Origin of the sequence: Paenibacillus agricola (assembly GCF_011440305.1) — a bacterium.
Classification (GTDB): domain Bacteria; phylum Bacillota; class Bacilli; order Paenibacillales; family NBRC-103111; genus Paenibacillus_S; species Paenibacillus_S agricola.
Genome location: NZ_JAAOIW010000008.1, coordinates 177,060 through 192,636, shown reverse-complemented (window position 1 = coordinate 192,636; position 15,577 = coordinate 177,060). Strand labels below are relative to the sequence as shown.

The window sequence follows — 15,577 nt, the reverse complement described above, 5'->3', positions numbered from 1 at the left end:
ATAGCTTAAGTTGATGTTGGGGATATGATACAATACACTCATAAAGAATCATGTGTGGAAATTAGAAGGGGATAGCTATTATGAGATTCCGAGAAATTATTGGACCGTTCACAGCAATGGTACTGCCATTAATGGTGTTCTTTTGTTTGAAAGCGAATCCCCTGATTGATATAAAATTCGCGGTACCGCATGGGCACTTTTATATTGTCAGCATAGTTGCGATGCTTGCGGTCATTATTGCGATTGCAGTAGGTATATCGGGGGGCCGAATCAGGAATATCAAAGTTAACTTTCTGGCGCTCGCCTTTATTTCCTTGGCAGAAACCTTCTCCGTACATGGATTGTCGACCCCTAATTTCCTCATTCATGCTTCCCAGTTGCCCGGTGTGGCTGCACAAGCGAGCATATTGTTGGCATCCTTCTGGTTGTGGATGTCTTCGATATCCTCGGATCACTCCTTAATTGTCTGGCTTACTAAATGGAGAGGGTGGTTAGTGCCTGTATGGACAGTAGTTTTAGGCATAGTGGGCCTGTCTGCACTGACATTTTCGCATGTAATGGAGTGGTTTCCTTTGGATGGGGGGCTGCTTAGGTGGATATCCACGGTGGTCATTATTCTTCTTAATGCAATGACAAGCTACCGCTACTACCAGTCGTACCGGTATTCACGGTTTCCGTTGCAAATTGCGATTGTATATAGCTGCTGTTGGCTCGTAGCTTCCCAGATTATTATTGTAAACGGCGAAACCTGGCGGTCAAGCTGGTGGTTGTACCATTTCTTGCTGTTGGCTTCGATGCTTGTGATGGTAAATGGTTTACTTCGGCAGTACGCCGCCCATCATTCTTCGATGATGATGGCGATCCGCTCGCTATTCACGAATGACCCGGTAGAGCGGATTACGAGCTGCCTATCTCCCAGTGTAAAGCAACTGGTGCTGGCTACAGAGGTCAAGGATACTTATACAGCTGGCCATAATTTCCGTGTAACGATGTACGCACTCAAGCTGGGTGAAGAATTGCTCTTAAAGCCGGAGCAGCTCCGCGCTTTGTCACAAGGAACGATTGTACACGATGTTGGTAAAATTAAAGTGCCTGATTCCATATTGAATAAGCCGGGAAGGTTGACATCTGAAGAGCGGGCCATCATTGAATTGCATCCGTTGCAAGGCTACGAAATGTGCAGGAATTTGGGCTTTATGAAGGAAGAGTTGGACATTATAAGATCCCACCATGAGAAATGGGATGGAACCGGCTATCCCGACCAGCTTCAAGGCGAGCAAATTCCCCTGCTATCGAGAATTGTTGCAGTAGCGGATGTATACGATGCCCTCACCTCAACGCGTTCTTACCGTCAGGCTTGGTCGCATGAAGAAGCAGTGCAATTCCTTAAGGAGCATAAAGGGAGCCACTTTGACCCCGAATGTGTCCAAGCTTGGGTAAGTGTGAGTGACCGGAACCCTGAAGTGTACCAATTGCCTTCGAACCTTAGTAGCCCGCTATCGATTCTGGAGCCTCCTAGCCATAAAGGAGCTATATAAAAAAGCCCCCTCAGGCCCATGATTACCATGGATCTGAGGGGGTTGCTTGTATGTAATTACCTGCTCGAAGCGGCCAACTCATTGCTTTTAGCTGCTTGATTTGCGGCGGGAGCGCTGCCGCCTGCGGACTTATGCGCCTCAGGAGCTAATTCATACGGGAGACAAAGCGGTACGCCTGTGCGGGGGTCAGGAATAATATCCGCTTCGATCCCGAATACTTCACGCAGTACGTCTAATTTCATCACTTCAGCAGGCGTTCCACTGCAAATAACGGTGCCCTTCTTAATAGCGACCATGTGGTGGGCATAACGCGCAGCATGGTTAAGGTCATGGACAACCATAACGATGGTGCGGTTCTCTTCCTTGTTCAGCTTCTGCAAGAGCTTCAGCACTTCAAGCTGATGTGCCATATCCAAGAAAGTAGTAGGCTCGTCCAAGAACAAAATATTCGTGCCTTGGGCCAAAGCCATGGCAATCCAAGCCCGCTGGCGTTGCCCGCCGGATAGCTGGTCAACGGGGCGGTCGTAAAATTCATTCATTCCGGTCATTTCGATCGACCAGCGAACGGCTTCTTTATCTTCCTTGGACAAAGAGCCGAAGCCTTTCTGGTGGGGAAAGCGGCCGTAGGTGACGAGCTCGGAAACGGTCAAGCCATCCGGTGCAATTGGATTCTGTGGCAAAATAGCGAGCTGCTTGGCAACGTCCTTCGTTGCCTGCCGGTGGATGGATTTGCCATCGAGGAACACAGTTCCAGCCTTAGGCTTCATCATCCTTGCCATGGCTTTAAGTATGGTCGATTTACCCGACCCGTTGGCACCAACAAGTGCGGTGATTTGGCCGGAAGGGATGCTAATATTTAAATTGTCGACTATGCTGACGTCTCCATAGGCAATGTCCAATTGCTCTGTGTATAAGCGTTCCACGTGCATCGCTCCTCATGTGATACCGATTCTCATTATCACTTAAATTATAACGAACTATGGGTGTATATATCAACCCCTAATTATAATCAATGCTTGAGTGGGGAGGCAGTCGATGAGTGAGAACATTGCTAATATTTCGGGTGTTTTTATGTATATGGTACAATGTGGTTGATATGAAGGCGACCCGAGTCGATTTTTAATAAGGAGCAAGGATCATGATACGAGTAATGGCTGTTGACCATCATAATGAATGCATTCATGGAGCGACACTAAAGGATCTGGACAGCTCCGAGGTGAAGTGGTATTGGGTGGATTTCGATATTCCTTCTGAGGACGAATCGTTGCTTCTGGATTCCCATTTTCATTTTCACCCGCTGGCTATAGAGGACTGCTATCATTTGCTGCAGCGCCCCAAGCTTGACCATTATGACAAGGTTAACTTTCTCGTCGTGCATGCCGTGAATGCTGTAACCTTGGCAGCGGAGGAGGTAGACATTTTTTGGGGAGAGCGGTTCATTGTCACTTTTCACTTGTCGCCCTCATGGGAAATTGATGAAGCTTGGAGCCGGATGGAGCAGCAGGAAGGCTTGCGCCTAAGGGGACATGCTTATGTAGCCTATACGGTTATGGATAACCTGGTTGACGAGTATTTCCCCTCGATCTACCATATTGAGGACCAGCTTAACGATATTGAGATGCGGGGGCGGACGGCCTCCACCCACCTGCTGATGAATGAGATTTTTGAAATTAGGACCAGGCTGCTAAAGCTGCGCAGAACGATTGTGCCGATGCGTGACTTGTTCTATCGAATCGTCAGCTCGGATAAGATAGAAGGAATCAAAGAAGAGCTGATTTATTTCACCGATATCTATGATCATTTGCTGAAGCTGTCGGAAATTATCGAGACGACCCGTGAAATGACGGCGGATATGCGCGATAGCTATGTTTCGCTGAATTCAAACAGGATGAATACCATCATGAAGACGTTAACCGTTATTACAACCATTTTCATGCCACTGACGTTTATCGCAGGTATTTATGGAATGAATTTTGTTTATATGCCTGAATTGGAATGGCATTGGGGGTATTTTGCCGTTCTGGGTGCCATGTTTGGGATTGGCTTCGCGATGTTCCTCTGGTTTCGCAGCAAGGGCTGGTTTAAGTAAGGCTTCGGGCAGGACGAACGAATGGCGGGAATTGGTAAAAAATGCTGGCATCGCATGCGTGTTCGAGCTACAATGGATGGGAAAGAACCTGTGTTCGCAGCTTGTCCTCACAATCATCATGAGACACAAACAGGAGGAACTTAATCGATGCCATTCGCGTTCCATGCCGGAGAATATCCCGAAGCACCGGGCTGTTATTTAATGAAAAATGCTGCAGGGCGGATCATCTATGTCGGTAAATCGAAAAATTTGCGCAGCCGTTTGCGCTCCTACTTCCAGCAGAGGAAGCACCGTAAACGGATCTTGCAGCTAGTCCAGGAAATAGCCGCCATTGAAGTGGTGCTTGTCAACAACGAGCCGGAAAGCCTGCTGCTGGAAAATAACTTGATCAAAATTCATAAGCCCCATTATAATCGGGCTCTTAAGAAAGACAATAGCGGATACGCTTACTTGCAATTGACCGCTGAGCCCATCCCGCGGATGGACGTATTTTACCGCAAGCGGAAGCCGGCAATGGAGCACCAGGCTGGTGCTGGTGCCGCCGCTGAAGCCGCTGCCAGCACGGCCCATCTAGCGGCAGCGCTGAAGCCGTTGGCGGCTCCAACGGTCGCCCACCCAAGCCCCGCAGCGGCGGATGGGCGCGCTCTTGCCTCGGCACCAGCCAAGCCCTCCGTGGCTTCGGATGCCGCTAAGGAGCAGCGCTTTGGCCCCTATCCGAATTCACGCTTCCGTAACGCCGTGCTTGAATTCGTCACCGACCATTTCCGTCTGCGCACCTGCGTGAAGCTGCCCAAGCGCGCGTGCCTGCTCTACCATATAGGGAAATGCAGCGGCGTTTGCGAGGGTATGATCTCGGAGGAGGCTTACCGCGAAACCGCTAACCAAGCGGCTGAGCTGCTTGTGAACAACAGCGAGGATCTCATCGCCGCGATGTACAGCAAAATGTCGCTTTACGCCGAGCGGCTTGAATTCGAGAAGGCTGAGAGCATGCTCCGCCATATCCGCATTCTCGAGCGGATGCCGGCCAAGCAAATCGTGGATCGCGAGATCATCGTCAACCAGGATGTGCTTTACTTCGGAGAAGGCAAGGTGTTGATTGCTAAAGTGCAAGAGGGGATGCTGCGCGATTTCTACATGCAGGAGCTTGATCTCGGCATAGAGGAAACCGCGGCGGCATCAGCTTGTGACAGCTTCTTGATCTCGCATTACCGTGTGGAGCGGCCGGACGAGCTAATCGTCAACCGCATCACTGATCCCGGCAAGGTGCGTGCCTCGCTTCGTGCAGGGGGAAACAAGCCGGTGCGTATCACCCAGCCTAAGCGCGGGCTTAAGTATGACCTGCTTCAATTGTGTAAAAACAATTATGAATACAGAATGCAACGGGATTTATTCACTTTCTCAAAATGATCGGCAAAAGCACCTCGGTATCCACTTTTTTAGTGGAGCCGAGGTGCTTTTTTATATAGTCTGGCTGGTTGCTGTAATCGTGTTGGGAATGGGTAATAATGAAATAGAATCTATTCGTATACCGAAAGGATGAATAAGATGAAAAAATTGTTGATCACCGGAGCGGGCGGCAAGCTAGGCAGCAGCCTGAGAGAGGGCTTAAAGGAGCTGGGGGAATACGACATCGTCGCCGCTGACTTAAAGCCGGATCCACATGCGGATGTTGTAGCGCTTGATGTTACAGACGCCAAGCGGCTGCTGGAGCTGACGGAGGGAGTCGACATAGTGCTGCATTTTGCCTGGGCGAAGGATGAAGAGGACTTCCTCGGGAAAGTGCTGCCGATCAATGTGACGGGAGCCTATCATGTATATGAAGCCGCACGCGAGAATGGCGTAAAGCGGGTCATATTCGCCAGCTCCAACCATGCTACCGGGTTTTACAGAGTAGGGGAGACTGTGGATCCTGAAGAGCCCTACCGACCGGACAGCTTCTATGGTTTAAGCAAATGCTATATTGAGCTGCTTGGGCGATTTTATGCCGACAAGTATGGAATCTCCTCGATCAATATCCGGATCGGCAACTTTCCTGGAGACGACAGGCCGCATTCAGAGCGGTCGGCGCATATTTGGATCTCCAGCCGCGATATGGTGCAACTGGCAGCCTGCTGTATAGAGGCGGATCCCTCGATAGATTTTTTGAGCTTATATGGAACCTCGGATAATAGCGATAATTACTATGATATCAAGTATTTGGAGCCGCTGATCGGCTACAAGCCACAGGATGACGCGAGTAAGCTAATGGAGCAGGCCTACCAACGGGATGAGCCTATTAAGCAGGATGAAACTGAGTACCAAGGCGGGGGCTTTGTTGAAAAGGAACAGCCGAGCCGTTTCGATTAATTAGGGTTGAGCAGGCTGCTTGCAAGCAATCAAATACACCCAAGGTGGATAGCTGTGGCTATAGCCATTCAAGAAACTCTAGGCGGTTGCCAAATGGGTCAAACACATAGAAGCGTTGCACGCCTTCATCGTTTCTAACATCATCATCTATAACTTGGATTTGGTGGTTTAATAAAAATTGCCGCAATTCCACCAGATGAAGAACCTGGAAGGCTGGATGGGCCTTAGTGGCGGGTACAAAATGAGGCTGAATCCCAATATGCACCTGATGGGCACCACATTGGAACCAGACGCCGCCACGGTTTTTTAGGTTGTCCGGCTTGGGGATTTCCACCCAGCCCAATAAATCGGCAAAAAAGTTACGTGCTATCTCTTCGCAGCCTTCAGGTGCAGCTAATTGTACATGGTCAATTCCTGTGAATGTAAATACCATAAAAACACTCCTTCTTGTTTCAATGTATAAAACTAAGTTTCATTATATAAATACTTTACCAATAAAAACCATTTGGTGCCATATAAATATGTATATGAAAATATGGCCTGCGGATAATACTCACGTTTGTCCAATATGAAAATGACACAGAGGCTGCGCCTGTATCAAAGCCTGTCAACAGCAAAAAAGGCTATCCCAGAAGTCATGAATGACTGCAGGATAGCCTTTTTTTGCGTGCTTACACCGTAATGATGTACTGGTTAAGGACCGAGCGAAGCAGCTCAACGCGACCGGATTGGTTGGCAATCGGCTTGTTTTGCAGCGCATAAGCTTCCAGCGAATGGAAGTCGGCTTTGCCGGAGACGATATCGGCACCGATGCCGGTAGTGAAGGAAGCGTAACGCTCTTCGATAACGCTCTCGAAGGCACGGTCTTCGATCAGCTTGGCGGCTACCTGCAGTCCGCGTGCGAATGTATCCATCCCATTGATGTGTGCATAGACTACATCGATGGGCTCGAAGGAGGTACGGCGAACCTTCGCATCGAAGTTAACACCGCCGCGGCCAATGCCGCCTTCATTTTGCAAAATTTCGTACATAGCCAATGTTGAGGAGTACAGGTCAGTCGGGAATTCATCCGTATCCCAGCCCAGCAGCAGGTCGCCTTGGTTGGCGTCGATCGATCCAAGAGCGCCGTTGATTCGGGCTACCCGCAGCTCATGCTCGAACGTATGCCCGGCAAGCGTAGCATGGTTGGCTTCCAAATTCAGCTTGAAATGCTGCATCAGGTCATATTTTTGCAAAAAGGACAGTGTAGTTGCCGCATCGAAGTCATATTGGTGCTTGGACGGTTCTTTCGGTTTAGGCTCGATCAGGAACTGCGCATCAAAGCCGATTTCCTTGGCATAGTCCACAGCCAGATGCAGGAAGCGCGCCAGGTTGTCGAGCTCCAGGCCAAGATCCGTATTCAGCAGGGATTCGTAGCCCTCACGACCACCCCAGAAAACATAGTTTTCTGCGCCAAGCTCCTTGCCGTGGTCTAAGGCTTTTTTAACCTGTGCGGCTGCATAAGCAAAAACATCCGCGTTAGAGGTCGTTGCAGCTCCATGCACGAAACGTGGGTTGGTGAACATATTGGCGGTATTCCACAGCAGTTTTTTGCCGCTTGCTTGCATATGTGTTTTAATGAGGGCGATGATTTCATCGAGATTTTGGTTCGTTTCCTGCAGGGTATCGCCTTCTGGTGCGATGTCGCGGTCATGGAAGCAGAAATAATCGACATCGAGAATGTTCAGCAGCTCGAAGCAAGCTTCTACACGCGCTTTGGCCAATTCCATGCCAGAGAGGGAATTCCAGCTGCGAAGGGCAGTGCCCACACCAAAAGGATCAGCGCCAGCGCCAGTAAAGGAATGCCAATAAGCTACGGCAAAACGAAGATGCTCACGCATCGATTTCCCCAGGATGATTTCCTCAGGGTTGTAAAATTTAAATGCAAGTGGATTTGTCGACGCTTTGCCTTCAAACTTCACGGTTCCTACATGGTCAAAATAAGTCATGGTTGTACCTCCAGAGAATTGGTATTGGATGCTACAGGGTTCTATTACATCTACACTAGAACGCTTTCATTATCATCATAGCACCCTCTGGAATGTTTGTAAATCCATTAAACAAACTTAGTTAATGCGTGGCGCTGGCTTTCATGCTAAAATAAGTCCAAACCTACCAGATGGGGGCTCTTATGAAACAAACCGGCGATTTGAACCTAGTCAAAAAAATTAATAAGTCGATCGTACTTCATTATATACGCAATCATTCACCTATATCCCGGGCACGCATAGCCGAGCTAACGGGCTTAACCAAGGCGACGGTATCGAGCTTGGTCAATGAGCTGCTGGAAAGCAGCCTTGCCCATGAGATTGGCACGGGCAAGTCTAGCGGGGGACGAAAGCCTGTTATGCTATTGTTCAACCGTACAGCAGGCTATGCGCTGGGCATTGATCTTGGGGTTCATTATATCAGGGCGGTCCTGACCGATTTGAATGGAGTCAGTGTTGAAGAATATAAGGTGCAGCATGATAATGCCAAGGTGGAACTAGCGATAGCCGAGCTTAAAGCATGCATACGGGAAATGATAAGGCGTGCACCTGAAAGTGTGTATGGGATTATAGGGATTGGAATCGGTATTCCGGGGATTAGTGACGGCTTGGGCCAAGTATTATTTGCCCCTAATTTAGGGTGGGCAAATGTGCCGTTGCAGCAAATTATCGAGGATGAATTCGGTATTGCTGTTGTTATCGACAACGAAGCTAATGCGGGTGCTGTAGGTGAAAAAGAATTCGGAGCAGGGCGGGATGCGGATAATCTCGTTTATATTAGTGTGGGTATCGGGATTGGGTCGGGCATTATTATTAAAGGCGAGCTGTACCGCGGCTCATCAGGATTCTCAGGAGAGCTTGGGCATATGTCGATCCAGCATGACGGTGGAACCTGCCGTTGTGGCAATGCGGGCTGCTGGGAGCTGTATGCGTCGGAGAATGCGCTGTATGAATCGGCAAGAGCCTTGCTGCTTGGGGATAAAGCTGGGCGAAAGATGGAGATGGAGACACTCCTTTCGCTGGCGGAAGACGGTCATGAGGGGGTTATCAAGCTGTTTGCCCAGGTGGGCCACTTTTTAGGTGTAGGGGTCGTCAATATTATTAACGGCTTTAATCCCGAGCGTATTATTATCGGGGGCAGGCTGGCAGAGGCTGCCAAATGGCTGCGGCCCTCGATGCTTCAATCGATGGAAGGGCGATCCCTGCCCTATCCCCGCGAGCGGCTGCAGGTCGAATTTTCCCAGCTTGGCAGCAGGTCGGCAGTGCTTGGAGCTTGTTCATTTGCGATCTCCAAATTTTTTGTCTCCACTAAAGTATCTGTGGAATAAGCTTATCCAGCCCTATTTGATTGCTCCTAATTCGTGGGGCGAAGGCTTGGACATGGGGTATGGCAGTGGATGTTTGCCGTAAATTTTTTCGGAAGGCAGCTTGTCCAGCGTAGTTACATAAGGATGGTTGTACACCATACGAAGATGGTATTCAGAATTAATAATGCCATCCATCAGAAATTTTTCATGCCAAGTATTAAAGTACATCCAGCCGACCTTATTTCTTTTCAACAGCCTTGGGTCAGGAATCGGTCCATTCTCCGTATAAGCGACCATTTTTTGGTTATTTCCCATCACGTTAACCGAATCATAGGCATTCATCAGCGGGCTATAATCGCCGGCTTTGATGTAGCGGTCAATCCCCAATATATCCACATAGTCGTTGCCGGGATACCAATCCTTCGAGTAAACGGAATCGGAGGTTGTCCAGATCCAGATCAGGTTATTCAGCCCATGGAATTGGGTAAACCGCTCAAACATGATGCTATAAAGCTGTTTGGCCACCTCAGGTCCTTTGGCACCCCACCAGAACCAACCACCCTCTGCCTCGTGGAGCGGGCGCCACATAATAGGGATACCGGCAGCCTGGAACCGTTTCAGCGTTTGCGCCATTTGATCAAGATCCTTCAGCAACGCAGTGTTCTCCGGTGTTCCTGATTTGACAGCCTGGGAGGCATCGAAGCTTGTTTTGGAGGTCAGGAATTCATTTCCTCCCATTGGAGCCGACCAGTGCCATTCCAATGATGCCAGGCCGCCGTATTTAGCCCATTCGACGACGTTATCGCCGATATCGGTAGCTGCAAAGCCTAATACAGCAGGCAGTCTGCCGGTCTGCGCATAAATAAAGTTGGCTTCTGCGGAAGAGGTCCGCTGCTGGCCGGCAAGAATAGTTTTTCCGTACTGGGAGGTTAAATAAGTCATTAAGGCCTGGGCTTCTTTGGAAGGATTTGGGGTAACCAGAGTGGCTGGCAGGGTAGGGATAGAAGGGCGTTCCTGCAATAGCCCAATCCAGATGTTATCCACATCGAAATAGCCCCAATAAGTGGTAATTTCAATCACATTTTCTCCCTCATCGAGAAAGACCTGCCCAAAATCAATATCTGTAAACTCATCCACTTGAGGGAACATTTTTTCACCCGCCGTACTGCCGTTGACTTCAATATTGTTTGTTTTATCACCTGAGGGAGAAGCATAACGAATGCCAAGCGGATAATAGCCTTCCTGATCGACCGTTACGAGAAATTGCACAGAGTCTCCTGCCTCTTCAAAGCCCGTTACATAACCGCTGCCTGTGAATCCGGGGATTTCTTGTGCAACCATGGTGTTTATTAGCAGGGCGTCTTCTGCCTCATATAAGGTATAAGGGAGGTGCTCGGCCATTTCAGGCTCAGTATCTTCCCCCAGCACTAGGCTAGAAGCAAAAAATAATAAAAAAAGGCTGATCCAACCTATTTTATAGACTTGTGCTGACACGAATGTGGGGTTCAAGGCTGATCTCTCCTATTAGCAACGCATTTTAATGGATATAAGAATAGCCCCCGAATGATTATAGCGGGAGCTAGGCTCGGTGGAGGGACAGCCGTTCAAATAAAGTTTCGACATGATTATTTTACCTTGAACCAGGCTGTAATGCAATGATTTAAGCCTCCTGTATGCCAATCTCTAGCCGCTGTATTACCTAGTTAAATGAGGGCTTGTTGGAGGCGTTTATTATTCAAAAAAGCGCTTGCTTTTTAAAAGTAGCCATGATATTATGAGTATATTGAATAGATGTAACCTTAATTCAGATATTGTAAAGGGTTATTATTATAATAATGGAACCTTTTACAATGTGTGAATTTTTATTTTAAAGAATAAAAAAAGAACATGTTAAATATTTTTTGGAGGTAATACACATGCAAACAGGTACAGTTAAATGGTTTAACGCAGAAAAAGGTTTCGGTTTTATCGAAGTTGAAGGCGGAAACGACGTATTCGTACATTTCAGTGCAATCGTTGGCGACGGCTTCAAATCGTTAGACGAAGGCCAACGCGTTGAGTTCAACGTGGTACAAGGCAACCGTGGACCACAAGCGGAAAACGTTGTTAAACTGTAATTCCAATAAGATGCTCTCAACTTCGGTTGAGGGCATTTTTTTCGTTCTAATTTTCTCGTTCTAACTCAATTATGATGGACAAATAAAATCGATGACAGTAGTATGGTAAGAGGGCTGGCAGTATTGGCTTGCCTACTTATGGAATTTAACCCAGACAGGAGAGAAACCCATGTCTCAAAATTGTATTTATTGTAGCAAGGACGAACGTATGGATAAGCTAATGATTGAGATCGGGCAATTGCGGGTCTCTACCTTATTTTTGTTCAAGGAGCAGACGTACGAGGGCCGGTGTATCGTAGCGCTCAACGAGCATGAGCAGGAGTTTTTCCACTTGTCCCAAGACAAGCAAGACGCTTATATGCGGGATGTAGCACAAGCAGCACGGGCGATTGAATTAGCGTTTGCACCTGATAAAATTAACTATGGCGCATTTGGCGATACGATGCCGCATGTGCATTTTCATATCGTTCCGAAATATAAAGATGGAGCCGAGTGGGGTAAAATGTTTGAGATGAATCCTGCAGGCAATAAGCAACTGACCGAAAGTGAATATGAAGAAATGATTGGTAAGCTGAAGGCAGCCCTGTAAGCGTTCCCGACCTCATTTTCCGATAATTAATAGGGAATCGAAATCGCTGGCGTTGCAATCGTTATCCGTTGTTCATGAGTAAGTGAATCCCGATGAACCGCCACTTGGAGGTTCATTTTTTCTTTTCCCGTATTCCATTCGGAGGCCAGTAGAGACGAATGGTAAGAAACGCTTAAGCTGCCCGAGTCCTGGTAGCGGGCAAGCTCGTCGACAGGAGTCGTGGCTGATAGGTATGCCAGCAGCGATTGTGTATCGGGCATGGAGGCAGCCAACGGGCCCTGGATCATGACATTCCACTGTGCCTGAATGCCAAACTCCGCTTGCAGCGCTGCTGTCCACTGCAACTGCAGGGCTTGCAGCTGGGGCAGCCCGCTTTCCTGCAAGGTTTCGGCGTTCAAGCTAAGCAGTGTGCTGCCGTCAGCGAAGCCCACGAATAGCAACGTGGCCATCATGTTGTCCGAATGAGCCTGTGTAAACTTGGCGGTATACAAGTCCGTGTTCTGAACAACAGCCTGATGCGGGTTCAAGCCCTGAACCGGGCTATGTTTCGGGTTGCCGAGGCTCGCGTTCCTGTTTGGGTCCATGCTTTCGCCAACGGTCAAGGGGACTGGAAGCTGGAAGGCACGGCTTAGCTCCTCTGCGGCTCGAAGAAAATCGGTTTCGTCAGTGTAGGGCTTAGAGGCGCTTGTATATTTAATGATGACTTGCTTGCCGGCAGCCATAACAGGCTGGGACAGCGAAAGCAAATAATCGGTATCTGGATGTTTGCTCCCTTGCGCCGCTGTCCAGCCTTGGGAGTTAGCTAATAACGAAAACACAAATGTGACAGCCATGAATATTAACATTGTCCAACCCTGCGGCTTCCGTATCACGTAATTCCCTCCCTACATATCCTCGCGGTTCTCGTAATCCTTGCTAGTAAGCTAGCAAATCTTTACTAGAAGGATGGACAATTTTAAGAGGAAATATACCTGAAGCCCGTAATGGCTGAACAAAAAAAGGCACTACCTCCAGAAGAGGTGTGCCTTTCGATATAGAGGCGGAAGTTGCCGCCCTTTATTAATTCACTTTATGATGATTGTTAAGCAAAGGGAGCATTTTGGAGTTTTTGACCATCTCTGATTTGCAAATAGGGCAAAGCGGGCTTTTTTGCAATGAGAAGTTCTCTCGCATCCAGCACGAACATCCTTCTTTACTGCAAATCCACACAGATGTCTCCTCTTCTTGAACCGGTTCCATATTTTTTTTGGAGAAATACAAGGTTGAACCCCTCCTTCAGTTGTGGGTTGCGATTCTAACATAAGAATGACAGATGGCCGTTAACTGAAAAAGAACTGCCCTGTTCCGAGCAGTTCTCCCTCTCTTCATGAAACCTTACAGTTTCACTACATTTTCTGCTTGAGGTCCACGATTGCCTTGAACAACATTAAATTGTACGCGTTGTCCTTCTTCAAGGGATTTGTAGCCGTCCCCTGTAATTGCGCTAAAATGTACAAATACATCTTTGCCGCCTTCAACTTCGATAAAACCGAAACCTTTTTCTGCGTTAAACCATTTCACTGTACCTGTTTCCATCTTCTTAAAAACCTCCAATAAATGTTTACTCTTATTTTGCATGAAGAAGAAAATTCACACATTAGAAAGATTACCCCAATATTTATTGTAATAATCTTTATAAGATGTAAATTCCACAATCAGTACGAAGTTATAATACTGATTATACCATAATTTGTGTGGCATAACAACAAATTACTGACTCTACAGCTTGGACATAAAGCCCGAATAAATGGGCTCACGATAAGTTATTATATCCAGCATTTGCTGGTTTTATTACACTTTTTTCACAAGTCTCCACTGCCCGTAGGCGGAGTTGAAGGACGGGGTATTTTTCCAGCGATTTGCTCTAAAATGTCCAGGAAAATATCCAGCTTTTCAGCATCCAATTCATTCAAATAATTGCCGATAATTTGGCGGCGAAGCTGTTGGAGCTGCTGTAGCACATCATGTCCACGATCGGTAATGTCAATTAATACGACCCGTCTGTCTTTGTCATCATGCCGCCGCCGCACGACCTCCTGGGCGATCAGCCTGTCAATCATTACCGTAATTGCACTGGGTTTGACTTCCATTCGCGCTGCGAGGTCGGTTACTTTGCAAGGTCCTTTTTTGGAAATAAAATGAAGCATAATAAACTGCTGCCCAGTCAGCTTCAGTTCGGTATGTGAGGTAAGCTCAGGACCCAGCCTGCGGACTATCGTCCAAAGAGCTGTTTCAAAGCGTTCGGTTTGGTTTTCTTGTGGGGATTGCCCGTTATTCAATAGTAGATAACACCTCCATGAGCTAATGAGTACGTTTCCCGGCTGTTGCATAGAGAGGCTGATGGCTGCGGGAACTGCTATTCGCTTTACCAGCTAAGCTATGGAATGGCTGTACCTGTTATCAAAGTAACGTTAAAATAGTTATTCGTCAAGCTGCCGAAAAGGTGAAGAACTAATGCTCAGGCTTTGAATTCTTCCTGAATTCCTGCTCGCGGTGAAATTCGCGATATTTGCCAGGGGTAATGCATTCGAGCTTGCGGAAATAACGGATAAAGTTTTGCGGTTGAGGTGGTTCCCAATGACAGCTTGAAAAAAACCGCTGCGCTTTCCAAATGCTTTATTCGAACTGGGGAAAACGTCGTTTTTTCGAATATTATTGTGCAGGCAGGCTATTTTAATTATCAGCATTGCGATACAAGGTGAAAAATTTCTTATTAACAGCAAGCATGCCGAGAAAAACACGGATGACCTAATTGCCTCCTTACAGGAATGGTATGACCACGGCCTCCGCGCGTTCACTGTTGGCTTACAGGGAGGCGGTCCTGTGTTTACGATTGATGACTGGACGAGTGTCCAAAACAATCCGTTCAGTGCGGATGGGCTCACTTTCGACCCTGCTTATGAGCAAAGGCTGGATCGATTAATCCGGGCATTCGATGAAATTGGCATGGTCGTGATTGTCAGCTTGTTTTATTGGTCACAAGCAATTCAGTTCAAGGATGGACAAGCGATTCGCAATGCCGTGAAAACCGCCTGCGAGCTTCTGAAAAAAGGCAATTACACGAATGTGATTATCGAGGTGGCCAATGAATTTGATATTAGCCGCTTTAAGTCGTTGCCGTTAATTTATGAGCCGCAGGGCATGTCGTATTAAAGATCGATCTGGCACGTGAATACTCGGGTGGGATGCCAGTCGGAGCCAGCTTATCTGGAGGGAGGCTGAGTCAAGAGGTCGCTGAAGCCAGTGACGTGATCCTGATTCATGCCAATAATTTAACGCGCCAAGAATATTACAATATGATCAAGATTGCTCGGAGCTGGGGGCTGGACAAACCGATCGTCTGGAAGAATGGCAGTTTGGTCGATACGGCGTATTGTGATCCATTCATGGTCCAAAATGATATTACCTGGATCCAATTGCCTTGGATTATGGATGCTGAGGACAAGGAATGGGTCGCCAAAATATTCCTTGTGAGTGGCGAGCAGTTGGAGCGAAGTGTACAGTTGTAAGTCTACGGTTCGTGGA

The 15,577-nt window shown here is 47.8% G+C and carries 18 protein-coding genes; 10 read left to right on the top strand and 8 right to left on the bottom strand.

Annotation, left to right across the window (positions count from 1 at the left end; genetic code table 11):
* Nucleotides 1-80 precede the first annotated feature (80 nt).
* Nucleotides 81-1,538 (top strand): HD-GYP domain-containing protein, encoded by a 1,458-nt coding sequence (locus G9U52_RS21650; protein ID WP_166152735.1) that lies wholly within the window; start codon nucleotides 81-83, stop codon nucleotides 1,536-1,538.
* Nucleotides 1,539-1,594: 56 nt separating this feature from the next.
* Here G9U52_RS21650 and G9U52_RS21645 read toward each other — a convergent pair whose 3' ends face one another.
* Nucleotides 1,595-2,461: an ABC transporter ATP-binding protein gene (locus tag G9U52_RS21645; protein ID WP_166152734.1), complete on the bottom strand. Its 867-nt coding sequence runs from the start codon at nucleotides 2,459-2,461 to the stop codon at nucleotides 1,595-1,597.
* Nucleotides 2,462-2,676: 215 nt separating this feature from the next.
* On the opposite strand from G9U52_RS21645, the gene corA reads away from it, so the two are divergent.
* The 3 genes from corA to G9U52_RS21625 all read left to right on the top strand — a co-directional run bounded on the left by corA (nucleotide 2,677) and on the right by G9U52_RS21625 (nucleotide 5,973).
* Nucleotides 2,677-3,627, top strand: coding sequence for a magnesium/cobalt transporter CorA (corA, locus tag G9U52_RS21640; RefSeq protein ID WP_166152733.1), 951 nt, complete (start codon nucleotides 2,677-2,679; stop codon nucleotides 3,625-3,627).
* 147 nt (nucleotides 3,628-3,774) lie between these two features.
* Entirely contained in the window at nucleotides 3,775-5,034 is a 1,260-nt protein-coding gene (locus G9U52_RS40140) for a GIY-YIG nuclease family protein (RefSeq protein WP_243767483.1), read from the top strand.
* 129 nt (nucleotides 5,035-5,163) lie between these two features.
* A complete protein-coding gene (locus G9U52_RS21625) occupies nucleotides 5,164-5,973 on the top strand; it encodes an NAD-dependent epimerase/dehydratase family protein (RefSeq protein ID WP_166152732.1) in 810 nt (269 codons plus the stop codon).
* Between the two features lie 58 nt (nucleotides 5,974-6,031).
* On the opposite strand, the gene G9U52_RS21620 is transcribed toward G9U52_RS21625, so the two are convergent.
* Together G9U52_RS21620 and xylA are read right to left on the bottom strand one after the other, a co-directional pair.
* A complete protein-coding gene (locus tag G9U52_RS21620) occupies nucleotides 6,032-6,406 on the bottom strand; it encodes a VOC family protein (protein WP_166152731.1) in 375 nt (124 codons plus the stop codon).
* A gap of 238 nt (nucleotides 6,407-6,644) precedes the next feature.
* Nucleotides 6,645-7,961 carry a xylose isomerase gene (gene xylA, locus G9U52_RS21615; RefSeq protein WP_166152730.1) on the bottom strand — a complete coding sequence of 439 codons (1,317 nt, stop codon included), beginning with the start codon at nucleotides 7,959-7,961 and terminating at the stop codon, nucleotides 6,645-6,647.
* A gap of 182 nt (nucleotides 7,962-8,143) precedes the next feature.
* Here xylA and G9U52_RS21610 point away from each other — a divergent pair, with 182 nt between their 5' ends.
* Nucleotides 8,144-9,328: an ROK family transcriptional regulator gene (locus G9U52_RS21610; protein ID WP_166152729.1), complete on the top strand. Its 1,185-nt coding sequence runs from the start codon at nucleotides 8,144-8,146 to the stop codon at nucleotides 9,326-9,328.
* A 12-nt stretch (nucleotides 9,329-9,340) separates the two neighbouring features.
* Here G9U52_RS21610 and G9U52_RS21605 read toward each other — a convergent pair whose 3' ends face one another.
* A complete protein-coding gene (locus G9U52_RS21605; protein WP_166152728.1) occupies nucleotides 9,341-10,816 on the bottom strand; it encodes a glycosyl hydrolase in 1,476 nt (491 codons plus the stop codon).
* Between the two features lie 407 nt (nucleotides 10,817-11,223).
* Here G9U52_RS21605 and G9U52_RS21600 point away from each other — a divergent pair, with 407 nt between their 5' ends.
* Both G9U52_RS21600 and G9U52_RS21595 read left to right on the top strand, forming a co-directional pair.
* The gene (locus G9U52_RS21600; RefSeq protein ID WP_040951936.1) at nucleotides 11,224-11,424 is read left to right on the top strand and encodes a cold-shock protein; all 201 of its coding nucleotides are present in this window, start codon (nucleotides 11,224-11,226) and stop codon (nucleotides 11,422-11,424) included.
* Nucleotides 11,425-11,593: 169 nt separating this feature from the next.
* Complete coding sequence (locus tag G9U52_RS21595; RefSeq protein WP_166152727.1) at nucleotides 11,594-12,013, top strand: HIT family protein; 420 nt, start codon at nucleotides 11,594-11,596, stop codon at nucleotides 12,011-12,013.
* A 26-nt stretch (nucleotides 12,014-12,039) separates the two neighbouring features.
* Here the strand turns inward: G9U52_RS21595 and G9U52_RS21590 are convergent, their stop codons facing one another.
* From G9U52_RS21590 to G9U52_RS21575, 4 genes are all read right to left on the bottom strand, one after another.
* The gene (locus tag G9U52_RS21590; RefSeq protein WP_207953116.1) at nucleotides 12,040-12,846 is read right to left on the bottom strand and encodes a YwmB family TATA-box binding protein; all 807 of its coding nucleotides are present in this window, start codon (nucleotides 12,844-12,846) and stop codon (nucleotides 12,040-12,042) included.
* Nucleotides 12,847-13,072: 226 nt separating this feature from the next.
* On the bottom strand, nucleotides 13,073-13,273 hold the full coding sequence (locus G9U52_RS21585) for a cold-shock protein (RefSeq protein WP_166152725.1): 201 nt from the start codon (nucleotides 13,271-13,273) through the stop codon (nucleotides 13,073-13,075).
* A 114-nt stretch (nucleotides 13,274-13,387) separates the two neighbouring features.
* Entirely contained in the window at nucleotides 13,388-13,588 is a 201-nt protein-coding gene (gene cspD, locus G9U52_RS21580) for a cold-shock protein CspD (protein WP_166152724.1), read from the bottom strand.
* 266 nt (nucleotides 13,589-13,854) lie between these two features.
* The gene (locus G9U52_RS21575) at nucleotides 13,855-14,331 is read right to left on the bottom strand and encodes a MarR family winged helix-turn-helix transcriptional regulator (protein ID WP_166152723.1); all 477 of its coding nucleotides are present in this window, start codon (nucleotides 14,329-14,331) and stop codon (nucleotides 13,855-13,857) included.
* Between the two features lie 288 nt (nucleotides 14,332-14,619).
* Here G9U52_RS21575 and G9U52_RS41735 point away from each other — a divergent pair, with 288 nt between their 5' ends.
* From G9U52_RS41735 to G9U52_RS21560, 3 genes are read left to right on the top strand one after another with little or no spacing between them, the layout of a single operon-like run.
* Nucleotides 14,620-14,754 carry an RbsD/FucU family protein gene (locus G9U52_RS41735; protein ID WP_207953115.1) on the top strand — a complete coding sequence of 45 codons (135 nt, stop codon included), beginning with the start codon at nucleotides 14,620-14,622 and terminating at the stop codon, nucleotides 14,752-14,754.
* On the top strand, nucleotides 14,708-15,205 hold the full coding sequence (locus G9U52_RS21565) for a glycoside hydrolase family protein (protein WP_207953114.1): 498 nt from the start codon (nucleotides 14,708-14,710) through the stop codon (nucleotides 15,203-15,205). Before G9U52_RS41735 ends, G9U52_RS21565 begins: the two co-directional genes overlap by 47 nt.
* Nucleotides 15,206-15,237: 32 nt before the next feature.
* On the top strand, nucleotides 15,238-15,561 hold the full coding sequence (locus G9U52_RS21560) for a hypothetical protein (protein ID WP_166152720.1): 324 nt from the start codon (nucleotides 15,238-15,240) through the stop codon (nucleotides 15,559-15,561).
* Nucleotides 15,562-15,577: the final 16 nt, after the last annotated feature.

Bases quoted from the DNA above. Each gene is read 5' to 3' on its own strand.
- G9U52_RS21650 (WP_166152735.1), top strand. From the start codon at position 81: ATGAGATTCCGAGAAATTATTGGACCGTTCACAGCAATGGTACTGCCA.
- corA (WP_166152733.1), top strand. From the start codon at position 2,677: ATGATACGAGTAATGGCTGTTGACCATCATAATGAATGCATTCATGGA.
- G9U52_RS40140 (WP_243767483.1), top strand. From the start codon at position 3,775: ATGCCATTCGCGTTCCATGCCGGAGAATATCCCGAAGCACCGGGCTGT.
- G9U52_RS21625 (WP_166152732.1), top strand. From the start codon at position 5,164: ATGAATAAGATGAAAAAATTGTTGATCACCGGAGCGGGCGGCAAGCTA.
- G9U52_RS21620 (WP_166152731.1), bottom strand. From the start codon at position 6,406: ATGGTATTTACATTCACAGGAATTGACCATGTACAATTAGCTGCACCT.
- xylA (WP_166152730.1), bottom strand. From the start codon at position 7,961: ATGACTTATTTTGACCATGTAGGAACCGTGAAGTTTGAAGGCAAAGCG.
- G9U52_RS21610 (WP_166152729.1), top strand. From the start codon at position 8,144: ATGAAACAAACCGGCGATTTGAACCTAGTCAAAAAAATTAATAAGTCG.
- G9U52_RS21600 (WP_040951936.1), top strand. From the start codon at position 11,224: ATGCAAACAGGTACAGTTAAATGGTTTAACGCAGAAAAAGGTTTCGGT.
- G9U52_RS21595 (WP_166152727.1), top strand. From the start codon at position 11,594: ATGTCTCAAAATTGTATTTATTGTAGCAAGGACGAACGTATGGATAAG.
- G9U52_RS21590 (WP_207953116.1), bottom strand. From the start codon at position 12,846: ATGGCTGTCACATTTGTGTTTTCGTTATTAGCTAACTCCCAAGGCTGG.
- cspD (WP_166152724.1), bottom strand. From the start codon at position 13,588: ATGGAAACAGGTACAGTGAAATGGTTTAACGCAGAAAAAGGTTTCGGT.
- G9U52_RS21560 (WP_166152720.1), top strand. From the start codon at position 15,238: ATGCCAGTCGGAGCCAGCTTATCTGGAGGGAGGCTGAGTCAAGAGGTC.